General features: G+C 64.3%; 20 protein-coding genes and 1 tRNA gene. 12 read left to right on the forward strand and 9 right to left on the reverse strand.

The window, feature by feature from the left end; all coding sequences use genetic code 11:
* Positions 1-108 precede the first annotated feature (108 nt).
* Both FYC77_RS06860 and FYC77_RS06865 read right to left on the reverse strand, forming a co-directional pair.
* A complete protein-coding gene (locus tag FYC77_RS06860; RefSeq protein WP_149080762.1) occupies positions 109-573 on the reverse strand; it encodes a DUF7311 family protein in 465 nt (154 codons plus the stop codon).
* Complete coding sequence (locus FYC77_RS06865; RefSeq protein WP_149080763.1) at positions 570-1,352, reverse strand: DUF7310 family coiled-coil domain-containing protein; 783 nt, start codon at positions 1,350-1,352, stop codon at positions 570-572. The genes FYC77_RS06860 and FYC77_RS06865 overlap by 4 nt, the downstream gene beginning before the upstream one ends.
* 404 nt (positions 1,353-1,756) lie before the next feature.
* Here FYC77_RS06865 and FYC77_RS06870 point away from each other — a divergent pair, with 404 nt between their 5' ends.
* From FYC77_RS06870 to FYC77_RS06880, 3 genes are all read left to right on the forward strand, one after another.
* The gene (locus FYC77_RS06870; protein WP_149080764.1) at positions 1,757-2,437 is read left to right on the forward strand and encodes a cytochrome c biogenesis CcdA family protein; all 681 of its coding nucleotides are present in this window, start codon (positions 1,757-1,759) and stop codon (positions 2,435-2,437) included.
* Between the two features lie 250 nt (positions 2,438-2,687).
* Positions 2,688-3,458, forward strand: a complete 771-nt coding sequence (locus FYC77_RS06875) for a coenzyme F420-0:L-glutamate ligase (protein ID WP_149080765.1) — start codon at positions 2,688-2,690, stop codon at positions 3,456-3,458.
* A 117-nt stretch (positions 3,459-3,575) separates the two neighbouring features.
* On the forward strand, positions 3,576-4,571 hold the full coding sequence (locus FYC77_RS06880) for a 5,10-methylenetetrahydromethanopterin reductase (protein ID WP_149080766.1): 996 nt from the start codon (positions 3,576-3,578) through the stop codon (positions 4,569-4,571).
* Between the two features lie 36 nt (positions 4,572-4,607).
* Here FYC77_RS06880 and FYC77_RS06885 read toward each other — a convergent pair whose 3' ends face one another.
* On the reverse strand, positions 4,608-4,802 hold the full coding sequence (locus tag FYC77_RS06885) for a hypothetical protein (RefSeq protein ID WP_149080767.1): 195 nt from the start codon (positions 4,800-4,802) through the stop codon (positions 4,608-4,610).
* A 114-nt stretch (positions 4,803-4,916) separates the two neighbouring features.
* Here FYC77_RS06885 and FYC77_RS06890 point away from each other — a divergent pair, with 114 nt between their 5' ends.
* The 6 genes from FYC77_RS06890 (at position 4,917) to yciH (ending at position 10,564) form a co-directional block, all read left to right on the forward strand.
* Positions 4,917-5,192, forward strand: a complete 276-nt coding sequence (locus FYC77_RS06890; RefSeq protein ID WP_149080768.1) for a DUF7573 domain-containing protein — start codon at positions 4,917-4,919, stop codon at positions 5,190-5,192.
* A 141-nt stretch (positions 5,193-5,333) separates the two neighbouring features.
* On the forward strand, positions 5,334-5,528 hold the full coding sequence (locus FYC77_RS06895) for a cold-shock protein (RefSeq protein WP_124194573.1): 195 nt from the start codon (positions 5,334-5,336) through the stop codon (positions 5,526-5,528).
* Positions 5,529-5,753: 225 nt separating this feature from the next.
* Positions 5,754-6,728: an AAA family ATPase gene (locus FYC77_RS06900; protein WP_149080769.1), complete on the forward strand. Its 975-nt coding sequence runs from the start codon at positions 5,754-5,756 to the stop codon at positions 6,726-6,728.
* Between the two features lie 7 nt (positions 6,729-6,735).
* Complete coding sequence (locus FYC77_RS06905; RefSeq protein ID WP_149080770.1) at positions 6,736-7,815, forward strand: DUF58 domain-containing protein; 1,080 nt, start codon at positions 6,736-6,738, stop codon at positions 7,813-7,815.
* Entirely contained in the window at positions 7,812-10,133 is a 2,322-nt protein-coding gene (locus FYC77_RS06910) for a transglutaminase TgpA family protein (protein ID WP_149080771.1), read from the forward strand. Before FYC77_RS06905 ends, FYC77_RS06910 begins: the two co-directional genes overlap by 4 nt.
* A gap of 137 nt (positions 10,134-10,270) precedes the next feature.
* Positions 10,271-10,564 (forward strand): stress response translation initiation inhibitor YciH, encoded by a 294-nt coding sequence (gene yciH / locus FYC77_RS06915; RefSeq protein WP_149080772.1) that lies wholly within the window; start codon positions 10,271-10,273, stop codon positions 10,562-10,564.
* 95 nt (positions 10,565-10,659) lie between these two features.
* Here the strand turns inward: yciH and FYC77_RS06920 are convergent, their stop codons facing one another.
* Complete coding sequence (locus FYC77_RS06920; protein ID WP_149080773.1) at positions 10,660-11,025, reverse strand: rhodanese-like domain-containing protein; 366 nt, start codon at positions 11,023-11,025, stop codon at positions 10,660-10,662.
* Between the two features lie 342 nt (positions 11,026-11,367).
* Here FYC77_RS06920 and FYC77_RS06925 point away from each other — a divergent pair, with 342 nt between their 5' ends.
* Both FYC77_RS06925 and FYC77_RS06930 read left to right on the forward strand, forming a co-directional pair.
* Positions 11,368-11,643 (forward strand): ribbon-helix-helix domain-containing protein, encoded by a 276-nt coding sequence (locus FYC77_RS06925; RefSeq protein WP_149080774.1) that lies wholly within the window; start codon positions 11,368-11,370, stop codon positions 11,641-11,643.
* A 10-nt stretch (positions 11,644-11,653) separates the two neighbouring features.
* The gene (locus FYC77_RS06930) at positions 11,654-11,950 is read left to right on the forward strand and encodes a type II toxin-antitoxin system RelE family toxin (protein WP_149080775.1); all 297 of its coding nucleotides are present in this window, start codon (positions 11,654-11,656) and stop codon (positions 11,948-11,950) included.
* An 89-nt stretch (positions 11,951-12,039) separates the two neighbouring features.
* On the opposite strand, the gene FYC77_RS06935 is transcribed toward FYC77_RS06930, so the two are convergent.
* The 5 genes from FYC77_RS06935 to FYC77_RS06955 all read right to left on the reverse strand — a co-directional run bounded on the left by FYC77_RS06935 (position 12,040) and on the right by FYC77_RS06955 (position 15,430).
* Complete coding sequence (locus FYC77_RS06935) at positions 12,040-12,258, reverse strand: HalOD1 output domain-containing protein (RefSeq protein ID WP_149080776.1); 219 nt, start codon at positions 12,256-12,258, stop codon at positions 12,040-12,042.
* Positions 12,212-12,391 (reverse strand): hypothetical protein, encoded by a 180-nt coding sequence (locus tag FYC77_RS06940; RefSeq protein WP_149080777.1) that lies wholly within the window; start codon positions 12,389-12,391, stop codon positions 12,212-12,214. The genes FYC77_RS06935 and FYC77_RS06940 overlap by 47 nt, the downstream gene beginning before the upstream one ends.
* A 559-nt stretch (positions 12,392-12,950) precedes the next feature.
* A complete protein-coding gene (locus FYC77_RS06945; protein WP_149080778.1) occupies positions 12,951-13,547 on the reverse strand; it encodes a uracil-DNA glycosylase in 597 nt (198 codons plus the stop codon).
* 160 nt (positions 13,548-13,707) lie between these two features.
* Entirely contained in the window at positions 13,708-14,154 is a 447-nt protein-coding gene (locus FYC77_RS06950; RefSeq protein ID WP_149080779.1) for a DUF7344 domain-containing protein, read from the reverse strand.
* A gap of 364 nt (positions 14,155-14,518) precedes the next feature.
* On the reverse strand, positions 14,519-15,430 hold the full coding sequence (locus FYC77_RS06955; RefSeq protein WP_149080780.1) for a twin-arginine translocation signal domain-containing protein: 912 nt from the start codon (positions 15,428-15,430) through the stop codon (positions 14,519-14,521).
* A 536-nt stretch (positions 15,431-15,966) separates the two neighbouring features.
* Here FYC77_RS06955 and FYC77_RS06960 point away from each other — a divergent pair.
* Positions 15,967-16,040, forward strand: a tRNA-Phe gene (locus FYC77_RS06960).
* Positions 16,041-16,202: the final 162 nt, after the last annotated feature.

Raw genomic sequence — 16,202 nt, forward strand, 5'->3', positions numbered from 1 at the left:
CATCAGGGTGTGAGTAGCCACTCCTGGAGTAGCCAATACACGTCACTGCACACCTGGTCGCCAGGCAGATCGGCGATCAGTGTGGGCGTCGTTGCAGTTGTGGCTACGTCACACACGAGTAACGACGACGACGTTCGTCCCGGAGGGATCCGTCTCGAGTCGCAAGAGCAGTTCGGTCTTCGTGGCGGTTCCGCCGAGTTCGACGGATCGGTTCTCCGTCGGCGTCGCGTACACGATCGGCGCGTCGATCACGGTCGTTCGTGGATTCTCCCCCTCGAGTGCGACGACGACGGCGCTCGTCTGGTCGCTCGTCCGGTCGATGCTGAACCGATCGACCGGCGTCGACGTCAGCGAATCGGAGGGCAGCGATACTGTAACGACTCGCTGGGGTGGTGGATGTCCGTCCGGCGGGAGATCCTCGTGGTCGACGAGGGTGGTCGCGGCGCGGTCGATCTCGTCGACGTCGTGATCGATCTGGCGCTCGCTCGATACGGTGGCTCCGTGTTCGATCGCCGGTACCGACAGCGCGAGCAGCGCAACGGCGAGCAAGACGGCCAGAACGTAGCGTATCATCGAACCCAGGAGAGAATCGAGGGGACGAATCCCGACGACGTCTCATCACAGTTTGGCTGTCGACCTCGAGCGTCCGCTGGTGCCGTGTCGCCACCCTCGGCCGACGAGACGCGTCGTGCGACGGTTCGCTGATCGGTCGTCCGGGTCGACGGTTCGGGCCGACCGTCGTCACCGTCGACTCCGTCGGTACGTCGTCGATCGCCTCCGACCGGCTGTTCCGTCGCGTCGGTCGAACACCGACTTTCGGGCCGTCGCTCATCCGACGCCGACCGCAGTGGGTCGTCGCCCGAGGACGGGCCGCCGGTGGTGGGAATTTGCTGTTCGGTGCCGTCGGAAGTTTCACCGACGACGTCGGCGATCGTTCGCTCGATACGATCGTCCGTTCTGTCCCCGGTCGTCGGCTCACAGTCACTCTCCTCGTCGGTCGGATCGGCCGTTTCCCCCGCGTCAGCCGGCGCCGACGCGGAGACGTCCTCGAGACGCCTCTCGAGGTCGGCCACCCTGCGTTCGAGGCGATCGACGACCGCGAGTGCCGTCGTCGCCTCGGTTTCGACCGCGTCGTTGACGGCGTCGATTCGGCCGACGTACCCTTCGATCGACTCCGTCCGTCCCTCGAGCGTCGCGAGCCGGGTCTCGTGGCCCTCGAGTTGCGTCTCGAGTCGGTCGAGATCCGCTCCGAGTGCCGCCAGCTCCGGTATCTCGTCTAGCGCGGACTCGCCGTCGACGACGGTTCGCTCGACGGCCGACAGTCGCTGCTCGAGTCGGTCGAGATCGGTCACACGCCCACTGGCCCCCCGTTCGTATATAAACTCACGGCAGCCATCGCTCGGCGTCGGCGACTGCTCGAACCGAACTCTCGCTCACGACGTGCCGGTCGTTCGCGGGCGTGTCGTTTTACTACGTCGGCCGTTCGCGGGCGTGCAGCCGACCACTCGCACGGATACGACTTTGTGTTCGCGGCGTCGAGATTGCGTTAACGCGTCGAGAACCCCAGTCGTCTCACGGAGAGGGCCGCGTCGCCGTCGGTGACCGCGAGGGCGACTGGGACCGATCGATCGACCGCCACACGACACATGTACGTACCTGTCCGAGATACCCTGCCCGCTCTCGTTACCGGTCGGACGGCCGAACCAACGCGCTTTCTCCCGCGACCCCTATCGTGGGCTCCCGCGCTGAGGATCCTATGACGCTTTCGGGGCTCGTCGAGCACTTTCTTCTCGGCGTCGCGACGCCGCTGACCGCAGCCTGCGTGATCCCGCTGTATCCGACGTTTCTCGCCTACCTGGCCAGCGCCGACGCCGGCGATCGTCGCCGGCCCGTGGCGCTACTCGGCCTCTTGGTGGTGGCCGGGGTGCTCGTGTTCATGGCCGCCGTCGGCGTCGTGTTCACGTACCTCCTCCAGGAGTCGGTCAACAGAGTCGTCGCGGACGTCTCGCCGGTCGCGTTCGCCGTCCTCGCGGTCGTCGGCGCGGTCTTGCTCGTCGACCCGAGCGGGTTCTCGAGGGTTCCCACGCTCGAGCCGCCTCAATCGCGTTATCCCGCGCTTTCGGCGTTCAGCTACGGCTTCTTCTTCGGGGCGATCGTCATCCCCTGTAATCCGGCGACTATCTCGCTGTTTTTCGCGCGGACGCCGGTGCTGTACGACACCCACGCGGAGAGTATGCTCGGTTTTCTCGCGTTCGGCCTGGGCATCGGCGCGCCACTGCTTGCGTTCGCGCTCCTCTCCGAACCGTTCGGCCGGCAGGTCACGCGGACGCTCGCCCGCTACAGCAGTCAGATCAACCGGGCGACCGGTGCGATTCTGCTCGTGGTCGCGGCCTACTATCTCCTGTTCGTCTTCGACGTGGTTCCCTGGATGGGCTAAACTATAGTAACGACTGATACGGATTCCTGTACCGATGTACCGGCGCAACCGCCGCCTGGGTCGCGGCTGCGCCGAAAATAACTTACAGTAAACCGTATGAAACGATTCACACACTGATCGCCGATCTGCCTGGCGACCAGGTGTGCAGTGACGTGCAGTGGCTACTACAACGTGATCAGTACTGACGCTCTCCGTCGCCACCGTTGTTCGGTGACGGTGCGCTTTTCACGGCGCTTTCCCACTCTCCGGTATGGAACTCGAGCCAGTGAGGGATCTCCCCGAGATCCGCGCCGGCGACGACCTCGCCGACCTGATCGCGGACCGGACTACTCTCGAACCCGGCGACGTGGTGACCGTCGCGAGCACGGTCGTCTCGAAGGCTGAAGGACGGACGGCGGATCTGGACGACTATCCGGTCAGCGGCCGCGCGCGGGAAATCGCGGACAAGATCGGCGAGTTGACCGCCGAGGAGAAGGACCCGCGGTTCGCCCAGGCCGTCCTCGAGGAGAGTACCGAACTGTTGATCGACGCGCCGTTTTTGCTCACCGAGACGCGCTTCGGGCACATCTCCGTCAATGCTGGGATCGACCGATCGAACGTCCCGGGTCACGACCTGCTTTTGTTGCCGAAGCGACCGGGGAAAAGCGCCGAACGGATCCGTGCGGGACTCGAGGAGCGCGGCGTCGACGACGTCGCCGTGATCGTCACGGACACCTGTGGGCGGCCGTTCCGACACGGCCAACGCGGCGTCGCACTCGGCTGGGCCGGCATCTCCGCGAGCCGCGACTGGCGTGGCGAACCCGACCGCGACGGGCGCGAACTCGGCGTCACCGTCCAGTCGGTGGTCGACGAACTCTCCTCGGCCGCCAACCTCGTCGCCGGTGAGGGTGCCGGCGGAACGCCCGCGGTCGTCGTCCGCGACTGGGCGTTCGGAGACCTCGAGGGCAGCGACGAACTGTTCCGGTCCGTCGAGGACGACCTCGTCCGGCAGGCGCTGCGGGAGTGGGAGTTCGACGGCTGACCGCCGGATCTCCGGTGACGGTGGGCTTTTTAGGCCGCTGCCCGACCCTGCGAGTATGAACCGACACGCGGCTCGCGATCGCTTCGAGTGCCGACTCGAGGACGGAGGGAACGACCGATGACCGGTGGCGGACCGACCTGGGGGATCGAACTCACTCCCGAACACGACCTCGAGCGGATCGCGGGGCTGGCGGCGCTCGCAGAGGACGAGGCGTTCGACGTCGCGTTCGCGAGCAGTCACTACTTCAACCGGGATCCGTTCGTGGCGCTCTCGCGGATGGCCGACGCGACCGACGAGATCCGGCTCGGACCGGGGATCGTCAACCCCTACGAGACCCATCCGGTGAAACTCGCCGCGCAGACGGCGACGGTCGACGAGGTAAGCGACGGTCGAGCCGTCTTCGGCGTCGGGGCGGGCGACCGCTCTACGCTCGCGACCCTTGGCGTCGATCAGGATCGGCCGCTTCGACGCGTCCTCGAGACGGTCGACGTCGCACGCGACCTCTGGGCCGGTGAGACGGTCACCCACGAGGGGACCTTCACTGCGCGAGACGCCTCGCTCAACCTCGAGCCGAGCGAGATTCCGGTCTACGTCGGCGCACAGGGACCACACATGCTCCGAATGAGCGCGAAACACGCCGACGGCGTCCTGATCAACGCCGCTCACCCTCGGGACCTCGAGTGGTCCGCCGGGCAGATCGAGCAGGGGCTGGCCGATCGGCCCGACGACCGTGGAGAGTTCGAGTCGCTGGCGTTCGCGAGCGTCAGCGTCGCGGGCGACGAGGAGGCGGCCCGCGAGGCCGCGCGACCGCCAGTTGCGTTCATCGTCGGCGGCGCGGCCGAACCGGTCCTCGAGCGCCACGAGATCGACCGCGAGGCCGCGAGTGCGGTGAGCGACGCCTTAGAGCGCGGGGAGCTCTCCGAGGCGTTTGGGCTGGTGACGCCCGCGATGATCGACGCCTTCTGTGTCGCGGGGACGACCGAGTCGGTGACGGACCGGTTCGAGGCGATCCTCGAGCACGTCGACGGAATCGTCGTCGGTTCGCCGCTGGGCCCCGATCTCGAGGACGCCGTCGAACGCGCGAGCGAAGCGCTCACGCGGGCGACGAACTGACGGGAGAAGGCGGTGTACTGACGGGAGAAGACGGCGTTAGTTCGGGGTGACGAGACTGCCGATCGCGCCGAGAGTGAGCGCGCCGAAGACGCCGAGGGAGAAGACGACGAGGATCGTGCCGACGAGGACGAGCAACGGGGCGAGCCCGTCGCCCATCGCGACGTCGGTGAAGAGTTCGTTCATCTCGACGATGTTGTCCACGATGACGTTCAACGCTGCGGCGGATTCCATAAACGGAGGTTGTCGTCGGTGGTACTTGGCCGTGCCGGTCTCGGTCAGTCGAACTGTACAAACCGTCCTCGTACAGTCGAATCGTATAAACCGCCTTCGTGCGTATCCTCGTGTGTGACCGAGGACGCGACGCTCTCGGAGTTCGGAGTCGACTCGGACGAGTGCGACGACTCGAGTTCCAACGATTCGGAATCCGACACACGGGACATCGACGAGTCAGCGTCGGTGATGACCGACCCCGCTTCCCCAGCATCGACAGACGACGGGGCGCCGACGTCGCTGTCGACGTACGCCTGGGGATCACACGTCTGTCGGCGTTGTGACGCCGAAAGCTCGCGAGTCTGGCGGGACGGCGACGGGTTCGTCTGTCCCGATTGCAAGGAGTGGTAGTTTACGATCGGAAGACTACAAGGAGCGATAGTCCGCGTCGAACGTATTCCGGATGGCGACACGAAGCGGACCGGACTCGAGGGGAAACGCGTGGCAACCTCCCGAACATTTATATCTTTGTCGTGGGTCTATTCACGTGCAATGGCGAAAGGTACGGTCGCATTCTTCAACGACACTGGCGGTTACGGGTTCATCGAGAGCGAGGATTCGGACGAGGACGTGTTCTTCCACATGGAAGACGTCGGCGGTCCCGACCTGGAGGAGGGTCAGGAAGTCGAGTTCGACATCGAGCAGGCCGACAAAGGCCCGCGTGCAACCAACGTCGAACGGCTCTGAGCGCCCGGTAAGTAGTATCGTTTTCCGATCGTCGCTCCGATAGCGGCTGCGTTGCCGTGTGCCGGGAGTATTCTTTTCACTATCCCGATCTTACTGAGAACGAATCGACGTAATCTGGAACACCAGTACGCATTCGTATCGGTGACACAACGCATATGTTTGCCAGCGCCTGAGAACGGATGACTGACGATGAACCGCAGCCCGGATACACTCTCCCCGTGATCGATGACCGACGTCGACCCGACACCCAACACGACCGACGAACCGCCCGTCGACCCGCTTCCCGTCGCGAGCGTCGCGACCCTCTGTGAGGAACTCGCGGCGAACGTCGCCCGCGTCATCGTCGGCCACGACGACGTCGTCGAACACGTCGTCACCGCCATCCTCGGACGCGGACACGTGCTACTCGAGGACGTCCCCGGCGTCGGCAAGACGATGCTCGCCCGATCGATCGCGACGTCGATCGATTGCTCGTTTCGTCGCGTCCAGTTTACGCCCGACCTTCTCCCGTCGGACGTGACCGGCGTCAACGTCTTCGATCAGCGCAACCGGGAGTTCGAATTCCAGCACGGCCCCGTCTTCGGCAACATCGTTCTCGGCGACGAGATCAATCGCGCACCGCCGAAGACCCAGACGGCGTTACTCGAAGCCATGGAGGAAAATCAGGTCACCGTCGACGGCGAGACCCGCGACCTCCCCGATCCGTTCACGGTGATCGCAACCCAAAACGCCGTCGAGCCCAACCGCACCTACGACCTCCCGCTCGCGGAACTCGACCGATTTATGAAGAAACTCCGGCTGGGGTATCCCGACCCCGAGGAGGAACACGAGATCTTGGCGCGGACCGTCGGCCACCACCCGATCGAGTCCCTCGAGGCCGTCACAGACCGCGAGACGGTCGTCCGCGCCAGAGAGACGGTCACTGGGATTCGCGTCGAGGATCCGATTCGGGCATACGCGACCCGCCTCGCCGGATACACCCGGGAGAACGCGGAAGTCGGCGCGAGCCCCAGGGGAACGATCTCGCTCCTTCGAGCTGCCCAGGCGCGAGCCGTCGCCGACGGCCGCGAGTACGTCATCCCCGACGACGTCAAGGTGGAGGCGCCGGTCGCGTTGGGCCACCGGATCCGGACGGTCGACCGCGAGCGCGACGGCCGTGCCGTCGTCGAAAACGCCCTCGAACGGGTCCCGATCGAGTGATCGAGCCATGAGACTCACGATCCGCGGCTGGACCGCCGTCGCCGTCGTCGCGTTCGCGCTCGCGATGAGCTGGCAGTACGGTCCCCGGTCGCTGAACGCCGTCGTCGTTCCGGTTGCCATCGTGACCGTCGCGGCGCTGTTCACGACCGCCCGAATCGACCCGCCAACCGTCGAGGGAGCCGCCGTCGACGACGGCTTCGTCGGCGAGACGCGCACGGTCGAACGAACGATCGAGAGTCCACGGACCGCCTCGGGGACGATCCACGCGACCGTGGGCGACGGGCTCTCCGTCCAGGCACGGGCCCGACTCGAGACGACCCTCGAGGGAGACGCCGAGACCCGATTCACCTACGAGCTCTCCCTCGAGGCCCGCGGTGAGCACGACGTCGGGGGACTCGAGATCACGGTTACCGACGTGCTCGGACTGGTCGAACGCCGCTTCGAGTACGAGTCGACCGACACCGTCGTCGTCTATCCGCGGGTGTACGGACTCGAGGGCCGCGACGCCGGTCGGTTGACTGCTACGGCCGTGGCCGCGAGCCGGACCGACCGCGGCGAGTTCGACGGCCTTCGGGAGTATCGGCGCGGCGACTCGCTTCGGGACGTCCACTGGAAGTCCGCCGCGAAACGGCCCGACGAGGAGCTGTTCGTGATGGAGTACGCCGATCACGGCGACGACAGTTCGATCACGGTCGCCGCGTCGGCACCGTCGGGTCGCGAGGACGAGCTGGCGAGTGCCGCCGCGAGCGTCGTCGTCCACCTGCTCGAGGCGGGTCTCGACGTCGGCCTCGAGCTACCGAACGCGGCTCGACCCGCCGGATCTGGGTGGGGACACCGACGAACGCTGCTCGCCGCGCTGGCCGTTGCCGACGCTGGCGACCTCGAGGATCGGGTTCGGGCGGATGCCGACGTGGTGGTCGACGCCGCCGGCGTGGAGCCGACCGTCGTCGTCGATGGTACGGAGATACCCTTCGACCGACTGCGGGGCGAGGGGAACTCCGGCGGCCCCGTCGACGCGTCCGGGCGAGGTGGCGGTGACGAACGCTCCGAACGCCGCGACGATGGTTCGCGGGGGGTGGCCGCGTGAGCACCGATCACGGCTCCGGATCGGGGAATCGGACGATGCGTCTGGACGTCGACGGAACGATCGGACCCACCGTGTTCCGCCTCCTCGCGGTCGGGTGTGTCCTGATTCTGACGGCGTCGTACGTGAGCGTGTTGCTCGACGTGACACGCGTCGTCGGCGGGACGCGCACGCTGTTTGCACTCGTCGGATCGATGCTGGTCGCGGCGACGATCCTGGCGAGAGTGATCCGTCCGCGAACCGCGACGGTCGCAGCGCTCGTCGCCGGTGTCGTCGGCTTCGCGTACTACCTCGAGACCAGCGGGCTGGGGGTCGGCGTGGTCGCTTCGGGGACCGGCGCGCTCCTCGAGGACGTGTTGACGCTCGTGACCGGGATGCCGTTGCTCCGGATGATCGAGGCAGGCGTCTGGACGCTCGCGTTCGCGCCCGCTCCCATCTTCCTCTCGTGGTATCTCGCCGTCCGAGGCCGGTACGCCTCGAGTGTCGTTCCCGGCGGCGCGGCGTTGCTGTTTCTCGTCCTGACCGGCGACGCGGGGACGGCGGTCACGCTCATCGGCACGCTCGGCGCGATCGGTGCGATCGGGTTCGGCGAACTCGAGCGCCGCGGCGGATCGATCGCACAGGCGGATCTGATCGCCGTCCTCTTCGCGCTCATCGTCGCGCTCTCGCTGTCGGTGACGTTCGTCCCCGCCGGACCGGCGACCCCGACGACTGCGGGCGGGGCGAGCGACGGCACGCTCGAGGGGACGATCGACTCGGCCTCCGAGCGATCGGGAATCTCGGGCCAGGTCGATCTCTCCCCCGAGGTGCGGTTTACGGTCGAGTCGGATCGGCCCTCCTACTGGCGGACGGGCATCTACGACCGGTTTACCGGAGACGAGTGGGTTCGAACCGGAACGGAGCGTCCGCTCGAGGACGGCGACGAGCTCGCCGGCCCGCCGGGGCCGACCCACCAGCACCGCCAGGTCGTCACGGCGGAGACGGAACTCGGCGTCATGCCTGCCGCCCCCGAGCCGGTGTCGGTCGAGGGAGACGTCGCCGAGCACACGGAGGTGTCGAGACACGGCCACGTCCACCCGACGACGACGCTGATCGAAGGCGACACGTACGCCGTCGAGAGTGCGGTCGTCACCCCGCAGCCGGACGAACTCCGGGAGGCGGGAACCGACTACCCCGACGAGATCCGCGACCACTACCTCCAGCGCCCGGAGGAGACCTCAAGCGAGTTCGAGGACCGAACCGCCGAAATAACGGCCGACGCGGAGACGCCCTACGAGAAAGCGGTCGCGATCGAACGCCACCTGCGGAGCTCCAAGGAGTACTCACTCGACGTCGAACGACCGCAGGGTAACGTCGCCGAGGAGTTCCTCCTCGAGATGGACGAAGGCTACTGCGTCTACTTCGCGACGGCGATGACCCAGATGTTACGGGCGGAGGACGTCCCCACGCGGTACGTGACCGGCTACACGAGCGGTGAACAGGTCGACGACGACGAGTACGTCGTCCGCGGTCTGGACGCCCACGCCTGGGTCGAAGTCTACTTCCCGGAGACGGGGTGGGTCGCGTTCGAACCGACACCGAGCAGCGAACGGGATTCGGTTCACGAGGAACACCTCGAGGAGGCACAGGACGAAGACGACCTCACCGACGAGACGGACGACGAACCCGACGAGGAATCAGATGCCGACGAGGCGGACGACGAACCCGACGACGCGACCGACGAGGAAGGGGACGATGCGGCGGACGACTCGGTCCCCGACGTGGACGACGAACCGCCAACGACCGACTCCGAAGCGGACCCGAGAGACGACCCATCGCCGCCGGGTGGCCCACAGGGTCCGATCGACACGTCGACCGACGACGGCGACGACGACCGAGAGCTATCGCCGCCGGTTGTGATCACGCGCGAACTCTTGACGATCACGGCCGTCCTGTTCGTCGGTCTGGTCGCCGGCGTCCATCGGGCCGGGGCAATCGCGAGCGCCCGCCGCACGGTCGGGCTGTTCTGGCACGGACGCCGCCGTGACCCCACGAGCGACGCCGAGCGAGCATATCGCCGACTCGAGGCGCTTCTCGCCCGCGAGTACCGCCCGCGTCGTGACGACGAGTCCGCGCGTGAGTATCTCTCGGCGCTCGAGACCCGGCCCGGTGACGGCGTTGCAAGCGACTCGGAGGTCCGGACGGTCCTCGAGCGTTACGAACGCGCGGCCTATGGCGGCGGCGTCGACCGCGAGGACGCCGACGAGGCGATCGAGATCGTCGATCGACTGACCCGCGAGCGTCTCCCGGTGGTCGGTCGGTCGGCCGCGACCGGTCGCTGACGGCGTCGATTTCCGCGTGTTTGGTCCCACGGACTGCCGACGACCGCGAGCACGTCAACGTTCGTTCAAAAAGAACCGCACGACGGCGCGTAGGTCCCGATAGTGTTTAATATGGTCATTTCGTACGGACGAACGTAATGTCGGAAGTCTGCTCGACGTGCGGGCTGCCCGAGGAACTCTGCGTCTGCGAAGACGTGGCCAAGGGTCAACAGCAACTCACCATCCGCATTGACGAGCGCAGATACGGAAAAGAGGTAACGATTATCGAAGGATTCGATCCGAAGGACGTCGATCTCGACAGTCTCTCGTCGGATCTCAAGTCCAAGTTCGCCTGTGGTGGGACGGTCGAGGACAGCCACATCGAACTTCAGGGCAATCACACCGGCCGCATCGAAGATTTCCTTCGGGATCGCGGCTTCAACGTCGCATGAGCCCGCGATGATCTGAAACGACTTCCGAACCCGACTTCGCGAACCGACACCACCACCGTTTCTTCGACGACCCGATCGACCAGCGCCGGCACCGATCAGAACGGAGAGTCCGAACGCGCGGCCTCGTCTACCGGCGATTCCTCGCGAACCAGCCCGTATTGCATTCCGTACTCCTCGAGTCCGCCGGCCATGCTCTCGACACGCGCGTCGGCGCTTCCCTCGTAGGAGCCGATGAGTTTCGCCGCCTGAACGCTCGCCTTCCCGTGCGGGCAGACGGTGACGATCCGATCCGCGTCCTCGAACTCGTCGATCCGAGCCGTGAGTTCGTTGAACGGGACGTTTTCGCTTTCGGGGATGTGACTGCGCTCGAAGCTTCGTTCGTCCCGGATGTCGACGATCCGTACGTCCGTGTCGCCCTCGAGAAGTTCCTTGACCTCCGCCGTCGAGATTTCGCCGTCCATTATCGGCGCTTTCGGACTCGGACGGAATAAGGACACGGGTCGGACTCGAGCTGGAGAGGGTGGGACCTCGAGGTGTAAGGAGGTGGGCTCGAGCGGAACTGCTGGTTGGACCGTCCGCGATCGAGTCGACGGCGTACTGAAAACGAATCGAGGGAGTTGATCGTCTGGCAGTACCGATCAGCGTACCCTTACCAGTTGTTGCAAATACAATTTCTTTATTCAACAACCGGCGTACATATTTCGCGAAAGTATATCAAAAAAGAAGGTTGGCCGGCCATTGGTGTGGTCGGCGACCGGGGAATGAGCGACAATTCATTCAGTACCACCCACGTACCACGTTGCATGAGTACGAACGCGGGAGACAACGGCGACGGGGACATGGTGAAGTTGAACGTGAAGGTCCCGAAGCGGCTTCTCGAAGAGGTCGACGAATTAGCCGAGGAACTGGAGTACACCAACCGCTCGGAGTTCGTCCGTGAAGTGCTTCGCGACACCACGGAGCCGATTCTGACGCCCGGCGCACAGGAGGGCGTCTCGGAGGGCTACTCGGACGTGCCAGCGGGACGTACGATGTCCACGGACGAGGCCCGCGAACGCCTCGGCATCGATCAGGACTGAGGGCCGAACAGTGGCTCACGAGGTCGTTCTGACGGAGACGTTGGTCAAAACGTTGGAACAGTTCGAGACGGAGGACGCCGAGCGGATCATCACCAAGCTGGAGGAGATCGGCGACTTCCCGGACCATTTCCTCGACCGGTTGAAGAACCATCCCGGCTACAAGCGTCGAGTCGGTGACTTCCGCGTGCTGATCGATTGGGACAAGGACAACGAAGTGATCTACGCCATCGACGCCTTCGAGCGGAAGAAGGAGTACCGCGAACTCGGTAAGTGTCGGGAGGTATGGGGGTCGTGGCGAGATGAGTAGCAGGTGACAAACTGTGGCGAAGGTGAAAGACGAGCCGACCGAATCTCGGTCGGTGTTGCTGAATAAAATCGGCGTGTTTTCAACTACTGTTACTCGTTCTCCCCGATCACCGCCGCCTCGAGCGACCCGGATTCGATCACAACCGTATACCCCTCGTACTCGAAGCGGACGGTGACGTCGGCGGGAGACTCGAGTAGCGAGACGAGTGCCTCCGTATCCCCCGTCTCGTACAGCGGTGGGAGCGCCGTCCGCTCACAGCCCTCACGGGCCGCGATTCGAGCGAGTGCCGTAGCGAGTGCTGGGTGCATCGTGATCGGGGACGAATTCGATGATCGTCGTCTCGAACGCCGATTCGCAGTCGGGACAGGCGACGCTGCCGTCAGTGGTCTCCGTTCGAACGTCGGTACCACAGTCGCAGTGGATGGTGAGTTTCGTGACCATGTGTCTTCGTATGGCCCGACGTAGCGGCGAGCATCCCAGCTAGCAAACCAGAACGCGTGAAACTGATCCGACCGAACGGACGCGGGGCTCTGGTTCGGCGAAACGTCGGCACATCTTTATTTCACCGACGTGAAGCATGGTTTGCTCCCGCGACGCGGGGGCGTGTGTGAGCCGGAGTGCTTTGCTTGGTCGCTGGACTCCGGCTCAGCGCACTTTCGTGCGCATCCGTTCGATACGCAACCAAGCGTAAAGAACGTTAGGATGCTAACCAGTTGAGGGGCTCAGATTCGTTCTGCGGTCGGCAATGGCGAAAGAGAACACTACGAAAGCCCCTGTCCGCGTCCAGTCGAAGGACTCGCTGTGCGCGTTCCCTTCGGTCACGTGCTTGCTTCGTCCGTCTTCCCGGACGCGGACAGCCCCTTTCATTCCCACCCCGCGGTGGTCTGACCGGCCAGCCGAAACGGGTGGGAATGAAATGGATCGGGGGCTTTCGTGGTGTGTAAAATCCCCGAGACGTCCGCGACGTGTAATCCGAACACACCGCTGTCTGCCCGACTGCTCAGAACCCGTCCAGCCGCGTCTGCCCGCTCCCGTCGTCGCCGACGTCGGCCAGGTCCGCGGCTCGCTCGAGCGCGTCGGCGAACGTCTCCTCCTGGCTCCGATCGTACAGCGTCGCCGCCGGATGGACGCAGATCAACAGCCGCCGGGGGGTTCCTTCGATGCGGACGTCCTCGAGCGTGCCCGCCTCTTTCGTGACCGCGACCGATCGCTCGAGGAGGTGTTCGCTCGGAACCTTGCCGAGGGTGACGATGACCTCCGGGTCGAGACGGTCGAGTTCGGCCTCGAGGTAGCCCCGACAGTTCGCGAGTTCGTCTTTGGTCGGGTCGCGATTCTCCGGCGGGCGACACCGAACGCAGTTGGTGATTCGAACGCGGTCGCGCTCGAGGCCGACGATCCGGAGTTGGTCGTCGAGGACGGTACCGCTTCGGCCGACGAACGGCTCGCCCTCGGCGTCCTCGTTCGCACCTGGCCCTTCGCCGACGAACACCACGTCGGCGTCCTCGGGGCCGGTTCCGTTGACGATCTGGCTCCGCGAGTCGACCAGGGCCGGACAGCGGGTGCACTCGGTGACACGGAGGTCTTCCATCGATCCCATACCGGTGGGTCAGGTGGGCGACTACTACGTCTTTCGGGTCGAGATCACGGAGCCAATCGTGGGGAGACCGCGCCCGCGGTCGTCGAGCAACGACGGGGGGGTAGATCGCATCGGCGTAATCCGAAACTATGGGCGTTCAGCCTGCACCTGCCAGGAGTAGTCAGTGCTTGAGGCGGGCCACGTTCTCGCGAATCTGGCTGAAAAAACCATCACCGGACTCGGTCTCGAGTGCGGCGTGAAGCCGCGAGTTCTCGGGTTCGTCGCGGATGACGATGCGGAGATACGGCTCGAGTTGCTCGTAGTTGTCCGCGAGCACGACCGTGTGGTTGTTCTCGTCGTGGTCGACGACGCCGGCATCTGCCAGTTTCGGAACGTGGCACTGGACTGACGAGACGTACACACTCTTGTACTCGTTTTTTGCGACCTCCTCGGGCGGAACGTCGTGTTCCCAGCCGGCGATTCGCTCGGCGAGTTTCGATAGTTCGATCGGTCCATCCTGTCCGCGAAGCGCGTAAAGCAGGTACCGTCGACGCCGATTCGCCAGCAACTCGAGGATAGTATCCGCCGAGAGCTCACGGCCGTCCTGACTCGTGGTAAGGGCACCCATAACAGAGTATTACCCGCCGACGCGGAAAAGGGTGTCTTGAATATCCGAATATCCAACAGGCGGCGGTTACACCACCTGTACCGGGCGTGTAGTCCGAGCGTTACTAATCAGATATTGGGTTTTCGAACGTCCGACATTCGTATTCGTACGAACTGCTATCGGACGGTCTACTGGAAGTCGTTTTCGGTGGAGCCGCGACAATCCGGCGGCCGACCGGTAGATCGGTCCCTCTCATACGGTCTACTGTAAGCCATTTCCGGTGCGACCGCGACCAATCCTGCGGTCGTACCGGTAAATCGTTACAGCAAACCGTATCAGTCCACCGTCGATTCGAAACTGGCGGGCGACCGATGACCGATGTCGATCAACTCGTCCAGTAGGTCATCGACGGATCCGGTCGCCCGACGAAACAGATACTGGTGAACCCGTAGTGTTCGATGACTTCAGCGGCGTTCTCGGCGTTTTCCTTCTCGTCGAATACGAGGAGCCCAGCGCGTCCCGAACTGATCCGCCAGCGGTTGCCGCTGACCTCGTCGATCTGTATGTTCGAGGGATCGACATTGATGCAGTCTTCGCCTCCGTCGACGGATCCTGGAGCGGACGGTGCGTCTCCGTCTGTGAGCCAGTAGGTCATCGACGGATCCGGCCGCCCGACGAAACAAATACTGGTGAATCCGTAGTGTTCGATGATTTCGGTGGCGTTCTCGGCGTTTTCCTTCTCGTCGAATACGAGGAGCCCAGCGCGTCCCGAACTGACCCGCCAGCGGTTACCGCTGATCTCGTCGATCTGCACGTTCGAGGGATCGACACCGATGCAGTCCTCGCTGAACGACGGCTCGAGATGCTTACTCTCGTCGTCGTCTTCACCCGCGTCGTCCTCGTCATCCGTGTCGTCGTCTTCACCCGCGTCGTCCTCGTCACCAGCGCCATCTTCGTCATCCGCGTCGTCATCCTCACTCGGGTCATCTGCATCGTCCTTGCTCCCCGCGTCGCCCCCGTCGTCAGCGCCATCTTCGTCGGTTGGATCCTCGACGTCACCGTCGTCAGTGAAATCCGGATCATCGCTGGAATCGTCGGGAGAATCAGAACTACCACCGGAATCGGTGCTGGGACCAGCGTCGCCACTTACCTCTGTATCGTCCGAGTCGCTGGAGATCGTAATTTCGATATCCTCGTCGAGACAGCCGGCCAGCGCGGTCGCCCCCGAAGCCGCGACCGCCGTCCGGAGGACCGAGCGACGAGTCGGCTCACGATCGGATTCGTCGCCGTCAGACATGACACGTCCCTCGCGCGTCTGCTGTCACCGCCTCGCTCGAGTGACGTTCCAGTGTGGCCTCCGACACCTCGGATTGCGTATCGCTTGCGACATCGGTCGCTCCATCGTCGCTTTCGCCCGAACTGCCCCAATTGATTGCCTCCTCCGCACCCCCCGTACGCCCGGCAATACCGACCAACGTCTCCGCAGAGGAGGGTCCGAAACACTGCCGTCGTCGAATCCGTGAATCCATGGGAGACTACTGGTGAGATGTTACATAAATTGAGAGTTACCTCGAACACAGTTGCGAGATTATATCGAAGTGACCCACATTGTGTCGATCACGTAACTGTTCGGCTCGCTCGAGGCGGTGGACTCGATCATAATCGACAGTATGCAAATCGGTGAAACGTTTCGCTCCGATCGCACTCGAGCGACATGGAGGATGACGGCGGAAAACGACTACGCTATGACGACTTTTCGTACGTGTGTGAACGAGTCGGATGCCGCCCTCGATTCGAAATCCTTTTTTAGACGATCGACCGAGATAGAGATGCGCCGCCTTAGCTCAGACTGGGAGAGCACTCGACTGAAGATCGAGCTGTCCCCGGTTCAAATCCGGGAGGCGGCATTTCTCTCGCGAACAATCCGTGAGCGAGAGAAATCCATCCGAATTTTACGCGATTTCCTTTCGAGAGGCTTACGCACTCGGTCGCCGCGTTGCAGCCGCAATAAGCCGTGGATCGGTTCTGTTCGGGGAGCCGTACCCGTCGGAGACGGTTGACCGTCGTGT

It is taken from the genome of Natrialba swarupiae (assembly GCF_008245225.1).
GTDB classification, from domain to species: domain Archaea; phylum Halobacteriota; class Halobacteria; order Halobacteriales; family Natrialbaceae; genus Natrarchaeobius; species Natrarchaeobius swarupiae.